Raw genomic sequence first — 21522 nt, forward strand, 5'->3', positions numbered from 1 at the left:
CACGTACGGGCAGCGCTTCTGGTACGCCTGGATCACGAAACCGATGCCGTTCCAGCCGGTCAGTTGCGGCTCGAAGCACAGGCGCTCGAGCAGATCCAGCGACAGCTCGAGGCGGTCGGCCTCTTCGGCGTCGATGTTCAGGCCGATATCGTATTGCTTGGCCAGCAAGGTCAGCGACAGCAGGCGCGGGTACAGCTCGTCCATCACGCGTTCGTACTGGGCGCGGCTGTAACGCGGGTGCAGGGCCGAGAGCTTGATCGAGATGCCCGGGCCTTCATAAATGCCACGACCATGGGAAGCCTTGCCGATCGAATGGATGGCTTGCTCGTAGGACGCGAGGTATTTCTGGGCGTCATGTTCGGTCAGTGCGGCTTCGCCGAGCATGTCGTAGGAATAGCGGAAGCCTTTGGCTTCAAAGCGGCTGGCGTTAGCCAGGGCTTCAGCGATGGTTTCGCCAGTGACGAACTGCTCGCCCATCAGGCGCATGGCCATGTCGACGCCCTTGCGGATCATCGGCTCGCCGCTTTTGCCGATGATGCGGCTCAGGGACGAGGTCAGGCCAGCTTCGTTGTGGGTGGCAACCAGTTTGCCGGTCAGCAACAGACCCCAAGTGGCGGCGTTGACGAACAGCGACGGGCTATTGCCCAAGTGTGGCTGCCAGTTGCCGGTGCTGATTTTGTCGCGGATCAGTGCATCGCGAGTGCCTTTGTCCGGGATACGCAGCAGCGCTTCGGCCAGACACATCAGTGCCACGCCTTCCTGGGACGACAGGGAAAACTCCTGCAGCAGGCCCTGAACAATGCCTGCACGGCCGCCGGCGTTCTTCTGATTGCGCAGTTTTTCGGCAATCGAGGCGGCGAGCTTGTTGGTGGCGTCGCACATGGCGGCGGGCAGGCGAGCCTGCTCCAGCAACATCGGTACAACTTCCGGCTCCGGACGACGGTAGGCGGCAGTGATCGAGGCGCGCAGCACCGATTGCGGGAGGATGCTTTCAGCGAATTCGAGGAAGCACTGATGGGCGTGATCGACGTGGACGTCAGCACTGTCATCGGCTTCGGAGCGGGTCAAGCCGCTCAGCTCGGTCAGGGTTGCACCACCCTCGAGTTTTTCCAGGTAATTGAAAATCGCCTGTTTGATCAGCCAATGCGGTGTGCGATCAATCGAGGTCGCGGCAGCTTTGAGGCGCTCGCGGGTCGGGTCATCGAGTTTGACCCCAAGGGTGGTGGTAGCCATATTTTTATCCTCATGTTTGCCACGACTGCGTGGCATCAGCTGGCGGCAAGATTAGCCGTGCGCCGAAAGAGGTGCAACCGGGTGCAACCCTTTTTTGTCGGAATAATCGGCAGCTTGTCAGGAAATAAATTCTGGTACACGAGCCCCGCCCTTGCTTGGTGCTTTTTGCAGTAGTCGAAAAAGGTTCTTGCTCCGAAAAGGAGCAAAAATCGGGGTTTAAAAGAAAATTCGTATCAGGTGCAACTGATTCTCAAGAAACCGGTTGCACCTTGTTTGCTTTGTTGAATAGCATTCGCGCACCAAGGTGCAACCGTCTACGCAGGCGGCTCATCGGCTGATGGCTTTCCTGGGGAAACATCAGTCATAAATGCGCGGATTACCCGATCGTCTCTCAAGCGTAAGCGTTTGGCGACGATTCGACAGGCCGCTGCTACATAAAAACAAAGCCAGGGCGTAACTCAATGAGTGCAAGCAATCCAACCTTGATCACATTCGTGATCTACATCGCAGCCATGGTGCTGATCGGCTTCATGGCCTATCGCTCCACCAACAACCTTTCTGACTACATTCTCGGTGGCCGTAGCCTGGGCAGCGTCGTGACCGCGCTTTCCGCTGGCGCCTCCGACATGAGCGGCTGGTTGCTGATGGGCCTGCCGGGCGCCATCTACATGTCGGGTCTGTCGGAAAGCTGGATCGCCATCGGCCTGATCGTCGGCGCGTACCTGAACTGGCTGTTCGTGGCCGGTCGTCTGCGAGTACAAACCGAACACAACGGTGATGCGCTGACGCTGCCGGATTACTTCTCCAGCCGTTTTGAAGACAAGAGCGGCTTGCTGCGGATTATCTCTGCTGTTGTGATTCTGGTGTTCTTCACCATTTATTGCGCCTCTGGCATCGTCGCCGGTGCCCGTCTGTTTGAAAGCACCTTCGGCATGTCCTACGAGACTGCGCTGTGGGCCGGTGCTGCTGCGACTATTGCCTACACCTTTGTCGGTGGTTTCCTGGCGGTGAGCTGGACTGACACCGTACAGGCCACGCTGATGATCTTCGCCCTGTTGCTGACACCCATCATCGTGCTGCTGGCCACCGGCGGCATCGACACCACGTTCCTCGCCATCGAAGCACAAGATCCAGGCAACTTCGACATGCTGAAAAACACCAGCTTCATCGGCATCATTTCGCTGATGGGCTGGGGCCTTGGCTACTTCGGTCAGCCGCACATCCTGGCGCGCTTCATGGCGGCGGACTCGGTCAAGTCGATTGCCAACGCCCGTCGCATCTCCATGACCTGGATGATCCTGTGCCTGGGCGGCACCGTAGCCGTGGGCTTCTTCGGTATCGCTTACTTCTCGGCGAACCCGGCCGTGGCGATGCCTGTGAGTGAAAACCACGAGCGTGTGTTCATCGAACTGGCCAAGATCCTCTTCAACCCATGGGTCGCGGGTGTGCTGCTGTCGGCCATTCTGGCTGCAGTGATGAGCACCCTGAGCTGCCAATTGCTGGTGTGCTCGAGCGCCCTGACCGAAGACTTCTACAAATCCTTCCTGCGTAAAAATGCTTCCCAGGTTGAACTGGTCTGGGTCGGTCGCGCCATGGTGCTGGCGGTTGCCCTGATTGCCATCGCCATGGCCGCCAACCCGGAAAACCGTGTACTGGGTCTGGTCAGCTACGCCTGGGCCGGCTTCGGTGCTGCGTTCGGTCCGGTGGTACTGATCTCGGTACTGTGGAAAGGCATGACCCGTAACGGCGCACTCGCCGGTATCGTGGTTGGCGCACTCACCGTGATCGTCTGGAAGCACTTCAACCTGCTGGGTCTGTACGAAATCATCCCGGGCTTCATCTTCGCCAGCCTCGCCATTGTGCTGGTCAGCAAAATGGGTGCGCCGTCGGCCGGTATGCTGCAGCGTTTCGCCGCGGCGGAAAAAGATTTCCACCTGAACAAGTGATGTGAAGCGCTGATGCTCGCTGAATAAAAACGGCCCGCAGCCTTATGGATGCGGGCCGTTTTTTTGGGGGGGGGCAGATTCAGGTCGCCACGCGGTCCCCGTAGCAGCTGGCGCAGCCTGCGTTCGGGCGCGCAGCGCTCGTAAAACCATCCATCGCGGTTTACCTGAAGAAATGCAGTGAATGATTTTACGACTGCTGCGCAGCCGAACGCAGGCTGCGCCAGCTGCTACGGGGATCGTGTTGAGGCTCAAAAAGGCGTCAATACAGCTCGTCCGACAGGAATGTCTGTAGTAGTTAATCCCTATATCTGAAGGAAGAATCTCTAAAAAATCAGGGCAAATCTGATTTTTCTGACCTTCGATCAACACCCCTTGTTGCTCATGCAGAATCGCCCGCCTTTATTCTGCAGAAGAGACATCGGATGCTCGCGCCTGCCAATCAACCGCGTTTCACGTTGACCCTCGACGGCGTCCAGAATGAGCTCAAAGTGCTTGAGTTCAAGGGCAAGGAAGCCATCAGCCAGCCCTATCGTTTTGACCTGGAGTTGGTCAGCGAATATCCGGACCTCGACCTCGAAAACCTGCTGCACCGTCAGGCTTTCCTCAGTTTCGATGCTCAAGGTTCCGGTATTCATGGTCAGGTGTATCGCGTCGCCCAAGGTGACTCCGGCAAGCGCCTGACCCGCTACCAAGTCAGTCTGGTGCCGCGACTCGCCTATCTCGATCAGTGCATCAACCAGCGAATCTTCCAGCACAAAAGCGTTCCGACGATCATCACGCAGATCCTCAAGCATCACGGGATCCAGCGCGACGCGTTTGAATTCCAGCTCGGCTGCCAATACACCGAGCGTGAGTACTGCGTGCAATACGCCGAGAGTGATCTGGCGTTTATCCAGAGGTTGTGCGCCGAGATCGGCATTCACTACCACTTCCAGCACAGCCCGAACGGACACTTGCTGGTGTTCGGTGACGACCAGACGATTTTCCGCACGCTCGCGGAGTCGACCCTTTACTTGCCAGGCAGCGGGATGGCCACCGACCAGCCTGCGATCAAGCGTTTCAACGTACATCTGGAAACCCGCACCAGCGCAGTGACCCGTCGCGACTACAACTTCCACAAGCCCGGTCTGTTGCTGCAAAGCACCGTCGACAGCGAACAGCGCCCGATCCTGGAGGATTACCACTACCCTGGTCAGTTCACCGATCGCGACCACGGCAAGCACTTGGCGCAACGGGCGCTGGAGCGTCATGGCGCGGATTTCCGTCAGGCTGAAGGTTGCAGTGATCAATCGGCGTTGCTCACCGGCCATTTTCTGATGCTCGCCGAGCACCCGCGCACAGAATGGAATGACCTGTGGCTACTGACAGCAATCGAGCACCACGGCCGGCAGCCGCAAGTGCTGGAGGAGTCCGCCGACAGCGGTGAATTTCAGGGCTATCGCAATACCTTTCTGGCGACGCCGTGGGACGTACCGTTTCGCCCACCATTGGCCGAAAACAAACCGCGAGTTCCGGGCTATCAGAACGCGGTCGTCACAGGGCCGACTGACAGCGAAATTCATTGCGACGAGTTCGGGCGGGTCAAGGTGCAATTCGCCTGGGATCGCGAGGGTCAACTGAACGAGCATTCCAGTTGCTGGCTGCGAGTCGCCAGTGGCTGGGCTCATGACGGTTACGGCAGTGCGCTGATCCCTCGGGTTGGAATGGAGGTGTTGGTCGGGTTTGTCGATGCAGACCCGGATAAACCCATGGTTATGGCCTGTCTGCCGAATGGGGCCAACTCGGTGCCGCTCAATCTGCCGGCGGACAAAACCCGCAGCATTTTTCGCAGCCAAAGCAGTCCCGGTGGCGGCGGTTACAACGAGCTGCGCATCGAAGACCGCAAGGGCGCCGAGGAGATCTATCTGCGGGCCCAGCGCGACTGGACCCAGCAGGTGTTGCGCGATTCACGCCTGCAAGTGGGCAACCAGCGAAGTGTGGTAGTCGCTGGTCTCGATCGTCATGAATTGAAAGCCGACGAGCAACGCATTACCCACGGTCAGCGCCAAACCGAAGTGAAGCTGGACGATCATCTGGTGGTGGTCGGCGACCGGCACATTCGGGTGACCAGTCAGGCGCTCAATGCCAGTCAACAATTCCATGTCAGCGCCGGTCAGCAGGTGGTCATCGACGGCGGTGCCAGCGCGACCATTCAGGCGGGTGGGCAGTGGATCAACATCAGCGCTGCCGGGATCTTCAGCAGCGTGCCGATTCAGCTTGGTGGTGCGCCGATACCGGCCATGGCTGCTGCGCCGGCCTTGCCCGATACACCGTTGAAACGCGTAGCAGCCACGGCAGCGTTGCTGAGTGCCGCACAGATTCTGAGCCTGAAAAGCGACGCGCCGTTCTGCGAAGAATGCGAGCGCTGCAAGGAGGGTGTCTGTGCAGCCTGATGCCTTGTCACCTCGTGCCTGGCTGGACCGCCATCCGCTGAAACCTTCCGAGCAGTTGTTCGCGGTGTTCGGCAATGCCAGCTCCGCTGAACCCCTTAAAGCCTGGCAGCGTTCAAGCACTGCGCAAGCGCCGAGCCCAATCTGGGCTGACACCGCTTACGCCGAGTGGGGACCGGTGATGCCCTATGTCGGAGTCGTCGCTGCTGGCAGTGAGTTTATGGAGTGGGTGGCCACCACTGAGTCTCGCGACTGGGGTTGGCTAGCGGTGTCCTCTGCCCCTCAAGAGGTGCTGGTCGATCATCTGCGCAGCCTCACGCAAGCCCTGTTACCCAACGGTAGCGCGGTGTTTTTCCGCTTCTGGGACGGACGTTATCTGCTGTCGATTCTTCAGTCGGCGGAGGTTGATGACGCTCAACTGATGCCGCTGATCGGGCGCTGCCTTATCAATGGCCAGGCCCTGGAAATCGGTGGCCGCGTGCTGGAAACATCCAGGGTTTTTCCATGGTGGGAGATTCCCGGCGCGCTATTGGAACAACTCGCGGCCCAGTCTGCCGCCACTCGAATCAACAACCTGCTGAAGTGGCTGAGCGAGGATCGCCCTGATCTGTACGAGGCGTTTTCAGAAAGCGTTTTGCGGCACAAAGTCGCGATCTTTCTTGAAACGCCTGATCTGCCTCAAGCACCGAAAACCGCCTTGGTGGATTACCTGATGGCGGAGTTGAGCTGATGGAGCAAATCGTACGTATCGAGCAGGAGCTCGACAGCTTCAAAGACACCCTCAGTCTCTACCGTCAACAACTCAACCACTGGTTCATCCGGGCCGCCGACAAGGTTAGCCACGCTGCCGACCTGCCGTCGTTGATGGGCATGGAGCGGCTGATCAAATTCGGCAGCACGACCACAGCGGTCAGCACCGGCGATGACGATTTCATCTCCAGCGTGGCGCAGTGTCCGGCCAGCGGCATTCTGGAAATCGAGAGCAAGTTCGAATCGGTCTACGACATTCCGCTGGGCAACATTCAGGTCGATGTGATTCCGGCGGCGGGTGGGCCAAGTACGCCGGTATTTCTCGATGAACATGGCAAGGGGCAGTTCAAGGGCGAGGCCGGGAAGTTCTATCAGGTGCGGGTTCACGGCGCCGTCACGCCGACGCAACTCGATGATCTGTTTGGCGCTTATGACGGGTTGACCGAATCGCTGGAAACCTGGCTGCGCAACGAGTGGAAAGGCTTCAAGCCGCAGTGGTCGCAACAATCCGCCTCGGCGTCGCTGCTGGCGGTGGGCAATGGAATGCTCGCGGGCAGTTGGGCGGCGATCCAAGGGGTGTGGGACAACATTGGGCTGATTGGCGACATCCTCAAAGACCCGACGAAGTTTTCCGAAAGGCTCGGCAGCAGTGCCGATGCTCTGGCCGCTCTGGCGCAAAAATCGCCGGCAATGATGGAAAAAGCCCTATTGCTGGCCAGTGACGAAGCGGCGCTGTGTTTGCTGTTGCGTACCGCGAGTCTGTGGTTGGAGGCGCTGCCGCCGAGTCAGATCGCCGGGTCTACGGCAGAGACGGTTTCGAAGCTGGTGGTCGAGTTGGTGATTGATCTGCTGATCGGCATCGTGCTGAGCTTTTTCGGGGTGGGTGTCGCCTATCTCTCGGTGCGGTTGCTGCGGTATGGCCAACACATCGTCGATGCCGGCCTGCGCTTCGTTGCGGCGATCTTCAAGATCATCGACAGCTTCATGGGCTACGTCGACCACTACAAAAAAGTCGCGGCCCGAGGCGTCGCCGCCGGCCTGAAAAAAGGCGTGATGCAACTGCGTTGGGACGGCCGCCGCAATACCACGCTCAAGGCCAACCAACACCACGACAACGCCCCGGATCAGGCGAAAAACCCCAACGGCGCCAGCGCCGACACCGCGAACAAAACCGCCACCCACAACTGTCCGGTGTCGATGGTTACCGGCGAAGAACTGCTGACCCTCACTGACGGCGAACTCGACGGTGTGCTGCCGTTTGCTTTCACCCGCTTGTACCGCACCAGCGCGGCGGAAATCGACAGCGGATTGGGCTTTGGCTGGAGCCATTCGCTGGCGCATCGCCTGGAACTCGACGGCGACAGCCTGATCTGGATCGACCATGAAAACCGCCGCACGCGCTTTCCACAACCCAGCGCGAACGCCCGGCGATCCACAACAGCCTGTCGCGGGCGGCGATTTACCTGGGCGACGACGCCGATGAACTGATCCTTGCTCAGGCTGGTGAGGCGGCGCGGTTTTACCACTTCCGCGACGGTCGTCTCACAACAATCAGCGATGCGTACGACAACCGTCTGCGCATCAGCCGCGACCGCTTCGACCGGATCAAACGGCTGGACAACGGCGCCGGCCGCGCCTTGCTGTTGCGCTACGACCGTCAGCATCTGATCGCTGTCGACTATCAGGTCTTTCACCCGGCCGACACCCTGGATGAAGCGTGGCAGACCGAACAAGCGCTGGTCGCCTATCGCTACGACGAAGGCCATCGACTGATCGAAGCCAGCAACGCGGCGGGCGAAAGCGAGCGTTACGACTACGACGCTCAGGCGGTGATTCTCCAGCGGCAACTGGCCGGCGGCGCGAGTTTTTTCTGGGAATGGGAGCGCGAAGGCAAAGCGGCGCGCTGCGTGCGCCACTGGGCCAGTTTTGCGCAGATGGACGCGCACTACGTCTGGGACGATGAAGGCAGTGTCACGGTGCTCAACGCCGATGGCAGCGAAGAGGTTTACGTCCACGACCAGCAGGCGCGGCTGGTGCGCAGGGTCGAGGCGGGCGGTGCCGAACACCTCAAGGCCTACGACGATGACGGCCGGTTGATTGCCGAGCAGGACCCGCTTGGCGCTGTCACCGAGTACCGCTACGACGAGGTTGGCCAACTGATTGCGCTGCTGCCGCCGGAAGACGAACCGACGGCCTACGAGTACCGCAACGGATTCCTGCATGCGCGGTATCGCGGCAAAGCCGTGTGGAAATATCAGCGCAATGCTCGGGGCGACATCACTGAAGCAACCGATCCCGACGGGCATGTCACTCATTACCACTACGACGTTCAGGGGAGGCTGCTGTCGATCCGTTATCCGGACACCAGTCGGCATGCGTTCGTCTGGAACGGTTTGGGACAACTGGTCGAGGAAACGCTACCAGACGGCGGCCAGCGTCGGTTTTCCTACGATGTTTTGGGTCGACAGATTACCCGTCAGGACGAACACGGTGCCGTCACCCACTACCAATGGGATGCCGTCGGACGACTGATTCAGACAACGCTTCCCACCGGTGCCAGCCGCGCCTTCAGCTATAACGCCTACGGAAAAATCATCGCCGAACGCGATGAACTGGGCCGCGTCACCCGATTTGAGTACGCCGATGACCTGCACCTGGTCAGTCGCCGCATCAATGCCGACGGCACGCAATTGCGTTATCGCTACGACAACGCGCAGTTGTTGCTGACGGAAATTGAGAACGAATCCGGCGAAAAGTATCAGCTGGACTACACGCCCACCGGCCTGATTCGACAGGAAATAGGTTTCGACGGCCGCCGCACCGCTTACAGCTACGACCTCAACGGCCACCTGCTGGAGAAAACTGAGTTCGGCGATGACGGCTCGCAGCAGGTTACGGCTTATGAGCGGGACTCGGCAGGGCGATTGCTGGTCAAGACCCTGCCCGATGGCGTCAACATCAAGTATTGCTACGACAGTCTGGGTCGACTGATCAGCGTCGATGATGGTCACGACCACCCGTTGGAGTTCGAGTACGACCAGCAGGACCGCCTGATCACCGAACACCAGGGCTGGGGCACTTTGCGCTATGGCTACGATGCCTGCGGCCAGCTCGATCGCCTGCGCCTGCCGGACAACAGCAAGCTCGACTATCACCACGCCAAGGGTGGTGCGCTGACGGCCATCGACCTCAATGGCGCACGACTCACCGCCCATCAGTTCGAATTTGGCCGCGAGCGACAGCGCCAGCAAGGCTTGCTGCTCAGCGAATACGCCTACGATGATCAGGGACGTCTGAAAGCCCACGCCGTCAGCCAACAGCAAAAAAACCTGTACCGCCGCGACTATGCCTACAGCGCCAACGGCAATCTCGATCACATCGCTGACACCCGTCACGGCCAACGTAGTTACCAGTATGACCCGCTGAACCGCCTGACCCGCGTCCGCCACACCCGCGACAACCCACCGGAAACCTTCGCCCACGACCCGGCGGGCAACCTGATCATGCAGGACCGCCCCGGCCCGACGAACATCCAGGGCAACTGCCTGCTGCTGCAAGGCGACCGCCATTACGACTATGACGCCTTCGGCAACCTGATCCGCGAACGTCGTGGTACCGCGCAAAAACTCGTCACCGAATACCGCTACGACTGCCAGCACCGGTTGATCGGCATCACGCTGCCGGATGGCAGAGCCGCCAGCTACCGCTATGACGCCTTTGGCCGTCGTATCGCTAAAACCGTTGATGGCCACACCACCGAGTTCTTCTGGCAAGGCGACAACCTCGTCGCCGAAAGCAGCAAAGAACACTACCGCAGCTACCTCTACGAACCCGGCAGCTTCCGCCCATTGGCGATGCTCGACGGCAAAGGCCCGCGCAAGGCCTGCCCGTTCTACTACCAACTCGACCACCTTGGCACACCGCAGGAACTGACGGATTACGGCGGCGAGATCGTCTGGTCGGCGAAGTACAACGCCTACGGAAAACTCGCCAGCCTGAAGCGCTTTGGCGAAGAGCAGCTTGAGCAACCGCTGCGTTTCCAGGGGCAGTACTTCGACGCTGAAAGCGGCCTGCACTACAACCGGCATCGCTACTACAATCCGGATGTAGGTCGGTACCTGACACCGGACCCGATCAAGTTGGCGGGTGGGTTAAACGGGTACCAGTACACCCCGAATCCGACGGGGTGGGTGGATCCGTTGGGGTTGAACTCGGCGAACTGCCCACCGCCGAACAATAAGAAGAAAGCAGGCTGTTCGTTACCGGATGACCTCAGCAAAACCTCTGTCAATGATGGGGCTCCAACGCTTCCTAAGCCGTTGTCCAAAGTGGAGGCAAAACGCCAAGTATTGGCTTGGGAAAAAGAATACGACATGCATAGTGTTGCGAAACACGGTCCTGAAATCCCGGACGTGGCTCTGAAGCAACGATCAATTGATGGCTCTCACCCAACAAAAAAAGGAATAAAGGAAAAGATTAATTCGAGTTCGCAATTTACTTGTTGGACTTTGCAGTGCCAAGCGATTGGATACGCTATCTCGAAGATGGATAAAGATGTGCCTGAACCTACCGGATATGATAAGAAAGGTAATCCGGTAGTTAGGGTGAAAATACCTGGGGTGGGGCGAGGGTATAAGCCTAATGATAAAAATTTGGATAATCCTAAATATATTGGTGTTATGAATGAGGCGGAAGTGAGGTTTGATAGGAAAAATATAAAGCGACCTTTTACGGCATTTGCAAGATAGAAGTGAGGAAGTGTTTTTGAAATCTCCATTTGAAAATGTGGATCTACCGTGGGAACCTCGGCTTTCGTATATTTTGGCGGGGCTTGAAATTTATGATCGAGAGGAGGCAATAGGCGAAGCTCTTCGAAAATATAATCCTAATCTCAGTCGGGAGCGGTATGAAATAATTAAGGAGTTCGTGCTGCGTGACTTGGAGTACTTAAGCTATAGGCATCGGCTTGCTCTATTTGAAATCCTAGAAAAAGCCTTGGCTGATAGCGATTTTGATTTTTCTACACAGTTTGAAAGCGATTACGATGAGTGCATTACTATCGCGTGGGATGAAACGGAAATAGATGATCCTCGTGGGTTTTTTGAAGATATATATAGATTGGCAAGTGAAGAGTGGAAGGATGATCTTCAGAAAGCAAGCTTGGAAGATCGAACTGCTTGGTGATGGCGAAATAATCTATATTGTCACTGGTGCAGATCAAAAAGGCTGAAATATTGTGAGGATGAAATTTCCTGGCGGCGGTGAAGGTTATATGTCTAACTCAAAAAATATCAATAATCCAAAGCTGGTCAAAATAAACGGAATAGAAATGAAGTTTAACAAGAAGGGAATTCCATTTGCGTTGTATCCAATTAAGTAGGAGGGGGGATGATAGATCCTGGTACCGGTCAGCCTTATATTCCAACACCGTCATATTTTTTAGGAGGTTTTGATATATATGACAGGGAGGAAGCGTTGGGTGAGGAGTTGGAGGGTTTTGATCCAAATGATCCAATAGATCGAAAGAATCTGGTGCTTGCATATTGCTTGAGTGATCTGTGCGAGCTTCCATATAGGCAGAAATATTTGCTTGTAAAGTGTCTAGAGAGTGCTTTATTGGACAGAGATTATGACTTCCAAGTTTTGTTGGAAAATGACCCTGAGGAGTGTTCATCGTTACCTTCGGGGTGGGACAAAATGGAGAACCCTCGTGGTTTTTTTGAGGACATATACAGACTGGCAAGCGAAGAATGGAAAGACGATCTTCATAAGGCCAGCCTTGAAGATCAATCCACCTGGTAACAGTCGGCGAAAGATTTTTACGACCGCTTCGCGCTCGATCGCGAGCACGCCTGTACACGATCGGCGTAGGAGCTGGCGCAGCCTGCGATCTTTGGCGGTGCCGGAAAATGCCGAGGAGCAAGATCAAAAGATCGTCCGAACGCGGCCCGAACCTTCGACAGCTCCTACAGGCGGTCCTGACGTTGGGCACGGTACAAGGTAAACTTCGTCTCCTTCGCAGGAGCAGCCATGAATTATCGTCACGCCTTCCACGCCGGCAATCACGCCGATGTGTTCAAACACCTGACCTTGACCCGCCTCATCGCCTTGATGTCGCGCAAGGAGCAGCCGTTTGCCTATCTCGACACCCACGCCGGCATTGGTCTGTATGACCTGCAGGGCGATCAGGCGAGCCGTACCGGTGAATACCTGGAAGGCATTGCACGTTTGTGGGGCGAGCAGGATCTGCCGCCGCTGACCGCCGATTACATGCGGGTTTTGCATGAGATGAACCCGGATGGCGAGTTGCGCTACTACCCTGGCTCGCCAGAGCTGGCGCGGCGTTTGACTCGTCCGCAGGATCGGGTGTTGCTCAACGAGAAACACCCGGAAGACGGGTTGTTGCTCAAGGACAACATGAAGGGCGATCGCCGGGTCAAAGTGCACCTGGGCGAAGGCTGGCATGTGCCACGGGCGTTGTTGCCGGTGCCGGAGAAGCGCGGGTTGATGCTGATTGATCCGCCGTTCGAGCAGCTCGATGAGATGCAGCGTTGTGCCGCGTCTCTGAAAGAGGCGATTGGCCGGATGCGTCAAACCGTGGCGGCGATCTGGTACCCGGTGAAGGATCAGCGCATGTTGCGTCGTTTCTATCAGGACCTGGCTGGCACTGGTGCGCCGAAGTTATTACGCGTGGAGTTGTTGGTGCATCCGCTGGATACGCCGAACAGCCTGAACGGTTCCGGGCTGGCGATTGCCAATCCGCCGTGGGGGCTTGAGGAAGAGTTGCGCGAGTTGCTGCCGTGGCTGTCGAAGAAACTCGGCCAGACCCAGGGCGGGTGGCAGATGGATTGGTTGATTGCCGAAAGTTGAATGCTGATCAGAGAAATTAACGGCGTCTGACAGGACGCCTTCGCGGGCAAGCCCGCTCCCACAGGGTTTCTATGTCGATCACAACAGCGTGGTCAGACACAGGTCCAATGTGGGAGCGGGCTTGCCCGCGATGCTTTTCAGGCCCTGAAAATCAGATCGGGCAAGTCACGCCCGTACCACCAATCCCGCAATACCCTTCAGGGTTCTTTGCCAGGTATTGCTGGTGATAGGCCTCGGCAAAGTAGAACGTCGGGGCTTCTTCGATTTCGGTAGTGATGGTGCCTTTGCCGGCCTTGGTCAGTTCGGCCTGGAACACCTGCTCGCTGTGCTTGGCGGCTGCCAACTGAGTCGGGTTGGTGGCGTAGATCACCGAACGGTACTGAGTGCCGATGTCGTTACCCTGGCGCATGCCCTGGGTCGGGTTGTGCAGTTCCCAGAACATCTTCAGCAGCGCTTCGTAGCTGACTTTTGCCGGTTCGTAGACCACCAGTACGACTTCGGAGTGGCCAGTCAGGCCCGAGCAGACTTCTTCATACGTCGGGTTCGGGGTGAAGCCGCCGGCGTAACCCACGGAGGTGCTGACTACGCCTTCACGCTGCCAGAACTTGCGTTCCGCGCCCCAGAAACAACCCAGGCCGAAGATTGCGAATTCCACGTCGGTAACGAACGGGCCCAGTAGCGGGGCGTCGTGGACGAAGTGTTTTTCGGGCACGGTCATTGGGGTTTCGCGGCCAGGCAGAGCTTGTTCTTTAGTAGGGAGCACGTTTTTGTTCACCAGAATTTCCGAGCGCAAGACCATGATCAGTCCTCCAGTCAGGTAAGGGAGTCGGTAAGGAGTCAGACATGCAGTGTGCCCGAGTGTTACGCGGCTGTCAGGCGATTGGGCCACGCGGGTAGCGTTTGAGCTTCTCGATCAGCTCGGCGCCCGGGATCGGCCGGTCGAACAGGTAACCCTGGCCGACATCGCAACGGTGGCGACGCAGGAACGCCAGCTGTTCGGAGGTTTCGATGCCTTCGGCGACCACTTTGAGCTTGAGGTTGTGGGCCATGGCGATTACAGCCGAGGTGATTTCCATGTCGTCCTGGTTGTCCGGGATTTCATGGATGAAGCTGCGATCGATCTTGATGATGTCGATCGGGAATTTCTTCAGGTAACTGAGCGACGAATAACCGGTGCCGAAGTCGTCCATGGCCAGGGTCAGGCCCAGACGCTTGAGCTGGTCGAGCTGCAAGTGGGTGTCTTCGGTGGCTTCCAGCAGCAGGCCTTCGGTCAGCTCCAGCTCCAGCAAGCGCGCGGGCAGTCGCTCTTCCTTGAGGATGTTGGCAATCGACGAGACCAGGTCCGGGTCGGAGAACTGCTTGGGTGACAGGTTGATCGCCACCTGCAAATTACCCAGCCCGGCGGCGGTCAGCTCGATGCTCTTGCGGCACGCCTGACGGGCGATCCATTTGCCGATGGGGATAATCAGACCGGTTTCTTCGGCGACGCTGATGAACTGATCCGGGCGGATCATGCCCTTTTCCGGATGGTTCCAGCGCAGCAACGCTTCCATCCCCAGCAAGCGTCCGGAGCGCAGGCACAGCTTGGGTTGATAGAACACATCCAGCTCGTTCTGGGTCAGGGCGCGGCGCAGGTTGTTTTCCACGAACAGCTTGTAGCTGGCCTCGGCATTCAGTGCTTCGGTAAACACCTGAACCTGATGTTTGCCGTTGGCCTTGGCCTTGTGCAGCGCGAGCCCCGCGTTACGCATCAGGGTCTGCGGATCGCGGCCGTGCAGCGGCGCGCAGGCCAGGCCCACGGAGCCGGTGACGCTGATCAGTTGGTTGTCGACGAACATCGGCTTGTCCAGCGTCATCAACAATTGGCTGGCGATTTGCTGGCCGACTTCAAGGTTGGTGTCGTCCAGCAGCACCGCGAATTCGTTACTGGCGAAGCGCGCCAGGCTGCCGCTCGGGCTCAGGCTGTTGCGCAGACGCCGGGCGAGACTGATCAGCAGTTTGTCGCCGGTCTGGTGGCCGAGGCTGTCGTTGATCCGCTTGAAGTTGTCGATGTCCACCAGCAGCAGACAGATCGGGCTGTCGCTGTCGCGGGCGAAACGCTCGTCGAGGTTGCGGATGAACGCCGGACGGTTGCCCAGGTTTGTCAGATTGTCGGTGTAGGCCAGGCGCTCGATACGTTGCTGGGCGAGCTTGGTCTGGGTGATGTCTTCGTAGATGCCGATGTAGTGGGTCAGTTCACGGTTGTCACCGTAGACCTTGGAGATCGACAGCTGGCCCCAGTACGGTTCGAGGTTTTTGCGCCGGCTTTTGAATTCACCCTGCCAGCTGTTGCTCTTGGCCAGGCTTGAGGGTGCGTCGAATAGCAGCTCGCTGAGGTTTTCCAGCGCCGGCAGTTCCGACAGCCGATGGCCGTGGACTTCTTCGGTGCTGTACTGGGTGATCGCGGTGAAGCTCGGGTTGACGTACTCGACCACACCGTCGCAGTTGACCAGCAAAAAGGCGTTGGCACTTTGTTCGACCGCGCGCTGGAACAGGTGCAGGGCGCTGGTGGCGGTGCGGCGATTGTGGTTGTTGATGACCTGGGCGAACTGGTCGGCCAACTCGCCAGCGAAGGCGATCTCGTCCGACTGCCAGGCGCGGGTCATGCCGGTTTGTTCGAGGCACAGCACGCCGACTACCTGACCGTCGACACGGATGCTGGCGTCGAGCATTGCATTGATGTCGCGCGGGCGCAGGCTCTCGGCCATGTCCCGGGTGCGTGGGTCGCGCATGGCGTTGTGCGCGTCAATCGCGCGGCTGGTGTGCAAGGCTTCCAGATAATCCGGGAAGCTGCTGGCGTCGATCACGTCCGGCAACCAGTACTCTTTAGAGGCGCGGTGGTAGGCGGAAATCGGCACCAACTGCTTACCTTCGAGGTTCCACAGGCTCGCGGAGTCGATTTCGTAGATGTCGCAGGCGCTGCGGGTGATCAGTTCGGCGGCTTCTTGCAGGGAGTTACCGGTGCTGTAGCGCTGGCGGGCAAGCAGCAGGATCAAGTCCTGTTGGGCGCGCACCCGCTCCAGGTGCAGCAGTTGTTCCTGCTGGGCGCGCTGGTTCAGCTCCAGGGCAATCTGCAGGCGCGAGTTCTGGGTTTCCAGGTCCAGCGCCGGTAGCAGCGGATCATCCGTAAACAGACCGTCGACCACCAGCAGATAGCCGCGTAGCAAGTGGCGATTATGTTGTTTGTAGGCTTCGCCCAGTTCGAGCAGGCTGAGGGAGCCCTGGGCAGTGTGCAGCGTGTAGCGGATCAGGTAATGCGGGCTTGCAGTCAATTGCTGCTGGATCGCATCGTGCAACTGATAGCGCGCTTCAGGTTCCATCAGGCTCGCGTAGGGTGAGCCGACCAGAGCGCAAAGCTCGACGGCGGGCAAACCGAACTGGCGTTCGCAATTGGGGTCAAGGAACAGCAGCGCCCAGCTCGCTTCATTCAGCCGTTCGAAACGCAGCATGCCGAGCCGCGAGGGCACAGGCAACTGCGTCACTACCTCGGCCACCATACGGCTGGCGGCATCGGGATGGCTTTTCATGGAAGAAACTCGCTTCGAAAATGCTGATCGCGCCGGGCTCGCGCCCTCTTTACTGTTGCCTGCGGCAAGGTTGCATCATGCTGCACTGACTGACAAGTGAGGATGAAGGCTAAGTGCTATAAGAATGTATCGGCAGGCGGCGGTATTTCTGCAATAAGCTGCTGAAACGATTGCGGATCAGGTGTTCGGCGCCAGGGTGCGGCTTACACTGGCTCCCGTAGCAGCTGCCGAGCCCGCGAGGCTGCGTTCGAGGACGAAGTCCTCGCAAACCCTGAGTCCACGGTATTCCAGCAAGAACGCATTGCCTGATTCAACGACTGCTTCGCAGCCGAACGCAGCCTCGCGGGCTCGGCAGCTGCTACGGTGCGGTGCTGCATCGTATTTCAAGGTTGCAAGGTCGAAGGCGAGTGAACCGTTCTACAGAGTGCTGCGCAGCGCGATGTTGACTGATTGCAGAGGGTTGCCATCCCGGTCGTGATAACTGACGCGAATCTGCTCTGTATCGATGATCAAATGCGCGAAGTTATCCTGACTGACCACTTTGCTGGTCAGTTGGTGGTGATAATCGCCCGCGGCGGTCCGCACCAGCGGTTGGTCGAGTATGAAGATCGAGGCTTTGGCGTAGGGCAGCAGTGCGCTGTTGCACAGAGGCGATGAGACGATGGTGTGAACCTCGAAGTCCGGGTCTTCGCTGTGGCTCAGGCGGCTGGTGAGTGAGCCATGAACGTCACCGGAAACGATGATGACGTTCTTGATCTTGTGGGTTCGGATGGTTTCCAGCAGGCGCAGGCGCTGCTCTGGAAAGGCTTTCCAGGCATCGTCGCCATGGTGCTTGCGGTCGGGGTAGAACATCACGCTGGTGACCACGAACTTGACCCGTGCCGGGCTGTGGATCAGCCATTTGAGCAGTGCTTGCTCCTGCTCTGCATCGAGGATACGTCGATCATCGGCCGAGAGGTTGCGCCGGGTTCGACTGTCGGTCACGAACCATTCGATATCCCCTTCGGAAAACTGATACCAGTAGTGTTTTAGTTCGCGGCTTGGTTGTCCGTCGGGCAGTAACGCGTGGGCAGGGCTATGACTGGCCTGATATAACTCATAAGCCGCCATTGCATTTTTATAGAGATATTTGTCGGTTTTACTTTCATTGATGGGCCAGTTGTCTTCTATTTCGTGGTCATCGAGGATCATGTAAGTGGGGAGTACAGACATCAACTTCTGAATGTGCGGCTGAGAAAAGGCGCTGCGATACTTGCTGAGGATTTCCTGGTACTCCCGATCGGGGCCAATAATATTCAGGTCATCGACATAAATCTGATCGCCCGTCATCAACAGGGCACTGATCGGGGGGAATGCTTTTTCAGCCAGTGAGTGGATAGCCGCAAAAATTCTGTCGCCCTTGGCGGGGGCCGACGGCACGCCCAGCGTCATGCGCAGGTAGCGGCATGAACCGACGATATAGCCACGTGCTGCGTTGGTTTTGCTGGATGCAGTGCGCAAGCGGTAGATTTCCTTCGGCCATTGCAATGGCAGTTCTTGTACCGTTTCCACGGTATGCACCGGGCTCATGGTGCTGAACCAGCCAGCCTGGTATTCGAAGACGGTATCGGGGGGTGAGGTTGTTGAGTGCGATAACGTCGGACATGTCACGTAATGGCGACAGGGCAACAAAAAGACCTTTGGACCAGTGTGTATCACCGGCGCGGCGATAACGTACTCCAGCAAATACTGGAGAGTGTTTTTTAACATCGCCGCGTAAAAAGATACGTGCATGGTTAGTTGTTGTATGGCCAATAATCGGGCCGACAGTAGGTTTAAGCATTTTCGAGTCCGTTCGAAGTGTAGCTATTAAAGATGTTGGTGTTTTACGAAAGCAGTCAATGTGCCGTGTTGGACTTATCCTATTGTTCGTCGGGCGATAAATATTGATAGGTAAGTGGACTTTGGTTGTGGTCTGAGTAAGCCACAGAGGTAGTCTTGATGGCTATCGACAGTAGGAATAGGTACAGGTCGCCAGCGACAGCAGCAGATGAACGCGGGTGTATCGACGCAAGCTCGAAGCGATATCGTTTTGCCCTCACTGTAAAATATGTCAATTTGACATCACCTTTTGAATCCTTGTGTCAAGGCAATGCCAATGCGGGTCCGTAAGGGTAAATTCAATCGCCACACTCCTGACGTTGTGTTCATGGCAAGGAGCCTGAAATGAGCATGTTCTGATTTTCAGTGCTGTCCAAGGGGGCGCAAAATGCCAAAATCCGCTGTATCTCCACAGGCTCCAGCGTCATTAATCGAGTTGTCAGCAAATACCCGTGCGCACAAAAAGCGCATGGCCCTCGCCGCCGCTATCGGTAATGGCTTGGCGACTTATGATTTCACGGTCTACAGCTTTTCGGCAGTGGCCATCGGCAAGTTGTTCTTTCCTTCCGACAGCGCGTTTGGATCGCTGTTGCTGTCATTGCTCACCTTTGGTGCCGGGTTCGCGATGCGCCCGATCGGCGCGTTGTTCATTGGTCATCTGGCCGATCGCAAAGGGCGAAAGGCGGGCCTGACCTGCTCTATTGCGTTGATGACGCTGGGCACCGCGTTGATGGTATTTATGCCGCCCTATAGCGTCATGGGGCCAGCGGCCACGCTACTGATCGTTGCCGCGCGGCTGATGCAGGGGTTTGCGGTGGGCGGCGAGATTGGCGTTTCCTCGGTGGTGCTGATGGAGCTGACCGCCCGGAAAAATCGTTGTTATGGGGTCAGCTGGCGTGCGGCGAGCCAGGCTGCCGCCGCGCTGGCAGGGGCTCTGGTCGGCGCCTTTACCACGATGCTGCTGAGCCCTGAGGCATTGCTCCAGTGGGGCTGGCGCATTCCGTTTGTTGTCGGACTGTTGATCGGACCGGTCGGCTGGTACCTCCGTCGGCAAATGCCTGACGTTGCGATGAAGAAGTCCCGTCGCCCCGCTATGAAGACACTCCTGGCGCAGCACTCCCGGCCGTTCTGGCTAGGCATACTGTTGATGGCAACACCGACAGCGGGGATTTATATACTGGTGTTTTACATGCCCATTTATCTGGTCGGCACGCTGCATATGCCGGCGACCGTCAGCCTGCTATCCGCCTGCCTGTCGAGTGCCCTGATTTTCATCGGCGTGCCACTGCTGGCCCGCATCACCGACAGGCAACGCCTGCGCAAGCCGATCCAGTATTTGACGATGATCAGCAGCATTGTGCTGGTTTACCCGGTTTTCCTGCTGTTGACGACAGGGATTGGCGAGCCACTCTCATTGCTGGTCATCGGTGGGTATTCACTGCTGTTGCTGTGTAGCAACGCCGCCACCACTGTGATGATGTTGGAAGCCTTTCCCCGTCATTATCGGGCGACTTCCATTTCGACGATCTACAGCCTGGGAACACTGATTTTTGGCGGCTTTTGCCCCTTTATCGTGGCCTGGATGATCGGCGTGACCGGCAATCCAATGGCGCCTGCCTGGTATCTGTTGGCCGTCATGTGTATCAGCCTGTTTGCACTGATCCTGTTTCCAGACAGCCTTCAACGATTACGTTCGATCAAGTCCGCGAACTATTGCGCAGACGCTGCGACGCGATGAACCGCAGATCTTGGGGTGCCATTTCGTAGGTCCGACGAAAGGCCCGGGTAAAGTCCGAAGCGCTTTTGAAACCCAGCCCATAAGCGATATCCATCACCGGAAGATTCGGGAATTTGACCAGTTCATCGGCTGCCTCACGCAGCCGACGATTGCGGATATAGGCGCCGAGTCCTCCCTCATGCTCGAACAGGCGATAGAGCGTAGGGCGGGGTAACTGCAAGGCCTCCAACAGGCTTTCGGGCGACAGCGAGTCTCGATGGAGGTTGGCCTGAACATAACGTCGGGCTTTGTCGAACATGGCCGCGCGCACCGCGGCACGTGCATTGCCGCTGAGTTTGGTCTGTTTGCCAAGCGCGGCGAGCAGCAGTTGCACACTCACATTGAAGGTGCTGTCCGCTTCACGTGCACTTAGCCCGGGAAGGTTCCTGGAAAACGCCAGCACATGTTCGAAGAACAACTGCGTCAAGGGCCCGGTGTTTTCAAACGCTCTGCCGTGGATGGCTTCTGCATGGGGAAAGGCTGTGTCCACAACCGAGCGGGGCATGACCAATGTCAGCACCTGGCAAGCGCTACGTTGCATGCGTATCGGCTGATTCAGATCGATGGCAAAAATACTGGCGGTCGAATGCCTCCGACCGCGTGACGGATCGCCCCTCCCAACGGACTCGATCCCGCCCGCCGTGAATACCTGAAAGACATATTCGCGCTGGGTATCCGTGGAGATACGCGCCACTGAACGATCGAGCAGCAGGCTGTCGCTGAGGCAGTTGGTGAAGCGTGCAGGGCCGAAATCGTATCGATCGATGGCTCCCTGGAAAGGCAGTTCGACTTGTGCCAATGAAGGCAGCACATCGATGACATGACCGACCCGCTCCCGCCAGGCCAGCAACTGCCGAGGGACTGATTCACCACTGACATTGAAGTGATGGTGCTGGAGTTCGAGAGCAGGCAATGGACCGCCATAAGGCTTTTTGATCGTGGTGCTATCCATCCAATCGTTTCCGCCAAGGCCTCAGTCGCCACACGTTAGCGTAACGCGACCCACAGGTTCAAAAAAAGTTCAAAAACTGAGACGCACGGTCAAGTGCCCTCCGTAACCCCCCGCAAAATGCCACCAAAAAACCTAGAGC

At 57.7% G+C, this 21522-nt stretch carries 11 protein-coding genes and 2 pseudogenes; 8 read left to right on the forward strand and 5 right to left on the reverse strand.

The window, feature by feature from the left end; all coding sequences use genetic code 11:
• A partial coding sequence (locus ACIPIN_RS26790; protein WP_401124115.1) for a proline dehydrogenase family protein occupies positions 1-1233 on the reverse strand: 1233 nt, incomplete at its 3' end.
• Between the two features lie 461 nt (positions 1234-1694).
• On the opposite strand from ACIPIN_RS26790, the gene putP reads away from it, so the two are divergent.
• The 7 genes and pseudogenes from putP (at position 1695) to ACIPIN_RS26825 (ending at position 13228) form a co-directional block, all read left to right on the forward strand.
• The gene (gene putP / locus ACIPIN_RS26795) at positions 1695-3179 is read left to right on the forward strand and encodes a sodium/proline symporter PutP (RefSeq protein ID WP_401124117.1); all 1485 of its coding nucleotides are present in this window, start codon (positions 1695-1697) and stop codon (positions 3177-3179) included.
• Positions 3180-3601: 422 nt separating this feature from the next.
• Entirely contained in the window at positions 3602-5611 is a 2010-nt protein-coding gene (locus ACIPIN_RS26800; RefSeq protein WP_401124120.1) for a type VI secretion system tip protein VgrG, read from the forward strand.
• The gene (locus tag ACIPIN_RS26805) at positions 5601-6338 is read left to right on the forward strand and encodes a DUF4123 domain-containing protein (RefSeq protein ID WP_401124123.1); all 738 of its coding nucleotides are present in this window, start codon (positions 5601-5603) and stop codon (positions 6336-6338) included. The genes ACIPIN_RS26800 and ACIPIN_RS26805 overlap by 11 nt, the downstream gene beginning before the upstream one ends.
• Positions 6338-11106: pseudogene (locus ACIPIN_RS26810) on the forward strand (RHS repeat-associated core domain-containing protein). The gene ACIPIN_RS26805 and the pseudogene ACIPIN_RS26810 overlap by 1 nt, the downstream one beginning before the upstream one ends.
• Positions 11107-11116: 10 nt before the next feature.
• Positions 11117-11542: a hypothetical protein gene (locus ACIPIN_RS26815; RefSeq protein ID WP_401124126.1), complete on the forward strand. Its 426-nt coding sequence runs from the start codon at positions 11117-11119 to the stop codon at positions 11540-11542.
• Between the two features lie 204 nt (positions 11543-11746).
• Positions 11747-12160, forward strand: a complete 414-nt coding sequence (locus tag ACIPIN_RS26820) for a hypothetical protein (protein WP_401124129.1) — start codon at positions 11747-11749, stop codon at positions 12158-12160.
• Between the two features lie 228 nt (positions 12161-12388).
• Positions 12389-13228, forward strand: coding sequence for a 23S rRNA (adenine(2030)-N(6))-methyltransferase RlmJ (locus tag ACIPIN_RS26825; RefSeq protein WP_401124131.1), 840 nt, complete (start codon positions 12389-12391; stop codon positions 13226-13228).
• A 151-nt stretch (positions 13229-13379) separates the two neighbouring features.
• Here ACIPIN_RS26825 and msrA read toward each other — a convergent pair whose 3' ends face one another.
• The 3 genes and pseudogenes from msrA to ACIPIN_RS26840 all read right to left on the reverse strand — a co-directional run bounded on the left by msrA (position 13380) and on the right by ACIPIN_RS26840 (position 18616).
• Entirely contained in the window at positions 13380-14027 is a 648-nt protein-coding gene (gene msrA / locus ACIPIN_RS26830; protein WP_123423849.1) for a peptide-methionine (S)-S-oxide reductase MsrA, read from the reverse strand.
• Between the two features lie 73 nt (positions 14028-14100).
• A complete protein-coding gene (locus tag ACIPIN_RS26835) occupies positions 14101-16794 on the reverse strand; it encodes an EAL domain-containing protein (RefSeq protein ID WP_401124134.1) in 2694 nt (897 codons plus the stop codon).
• 417 nt (positions 16795-17211) lie between these two features.
• Positions 17212-18616: pseudogene (locus tag ACIPIN_RS26840) on the reverse strand (alkaline phosphatase D family protein).
• A gap of 426 nt (positions 18617-19042) precedes the next feature.
• Between ACIPIN_RS26840 and ACIPIN_RS26845 the strand changes: the two are divergent.
• Positions 19043-20392 (forward strand): MFS transporter, encoded by a 1350-nt coding sequence (locus ACIPIN_RS26845; RefSeq protein ID WP_401124135.1) that lies wholly within the window; start codon positions 19043-19045, stop codon positions 20390-20392.
• Here the strand turns inward: ACIPIN_RS26845 and ACIPIN_RS26850 are convergent.
• Positions 20352-21383: a helix-turn-helix domain-containing protein gene (locus ACIPIN_RS26850; protein WP_401124137.1), complete on the reverse strand. Its 1032-nt coding sequence runs from the start codon at positions 21381-21383 to the stop codon at positions 20352-20354. The two genes, ACIPIN_RS26845 and ACIPIN_RS26850, sit on opposite strands and share 41 nt — an antisense overlap.
• Positions 21384-21522 lie beyond the last annotated feature (139 nt).

Origin of the sequence: Pseudomonas sp. NPDC087697, from assembly GCF_044743155.1 — a bacterium.
In the GTDB taxonomy this organism is placed as follows: Bacteria; Pseudomonadota; Gammaproteobacteria; order Pseudomonadales; family Pseudomonadaceae; genus Aquipseudomonas.

Excerpts from the sequence above, each read along its gene's own strand:
- putP (WP_401124117.1), top strand. The coding sequence starts at position 1,695 with ATGAGTGCAAGCAATCCAACCTTGATCACATTCGTGATCTACATCGCA.
- ACIPIN_RS26820 (WP_401124129.1), top strand. The coding sequence starts at position 11,747 with ATGATAGATCCTGGTACCGGTCAGCCTTATATTCCAACACCGTCATAT.
- ACIPIN_RS26835 (WP_401124134.1), bottom strand. The coding sequence starts at position 16,794 with ATGAAAAGCCATCCCGATGCCGCCAGCCGTATGGTGGCCGAGGTAGTG.
- ACIPIN_RS26845 (WP_401124135.1), top strand. The coding sequence starts at position 19,043 with ATGCCAAAATCCGCTGTATCTCCACAGGCTCCAGCGTCATTAATCGAG.
- ACIPIN_RS26825 (WP_401124131.1), top strand. The coding sequence starts at position 12,389 with ATGAATTATCGTCACGCCTTCCACGCCGGCAATCACGCCGATGTGTTC.
- msrA (WP_123423849.1), bottom strand. The coding sequence starts at position 14,027 with ATGGTCTTGCGCTCGGAAATTCTGGTGAACAAAAACGTGCTCCCTACT.
- ACIPIN_RS26850 (WP_401124137.1), bottom strand. The coding sequence starts at position 21,383 with ATGGATAGCACCACGATCAAAAAGCCTTATGGCGGTCCATTGCCTGCT.
- ACIPIN_RS26800 (WP_401124120.1), top strand. The coding sequence starts at position 3,602 with ATGCTCGCGCCTGCCAATCAACCGCGTTTCACGTTGACCCTCGACGGC.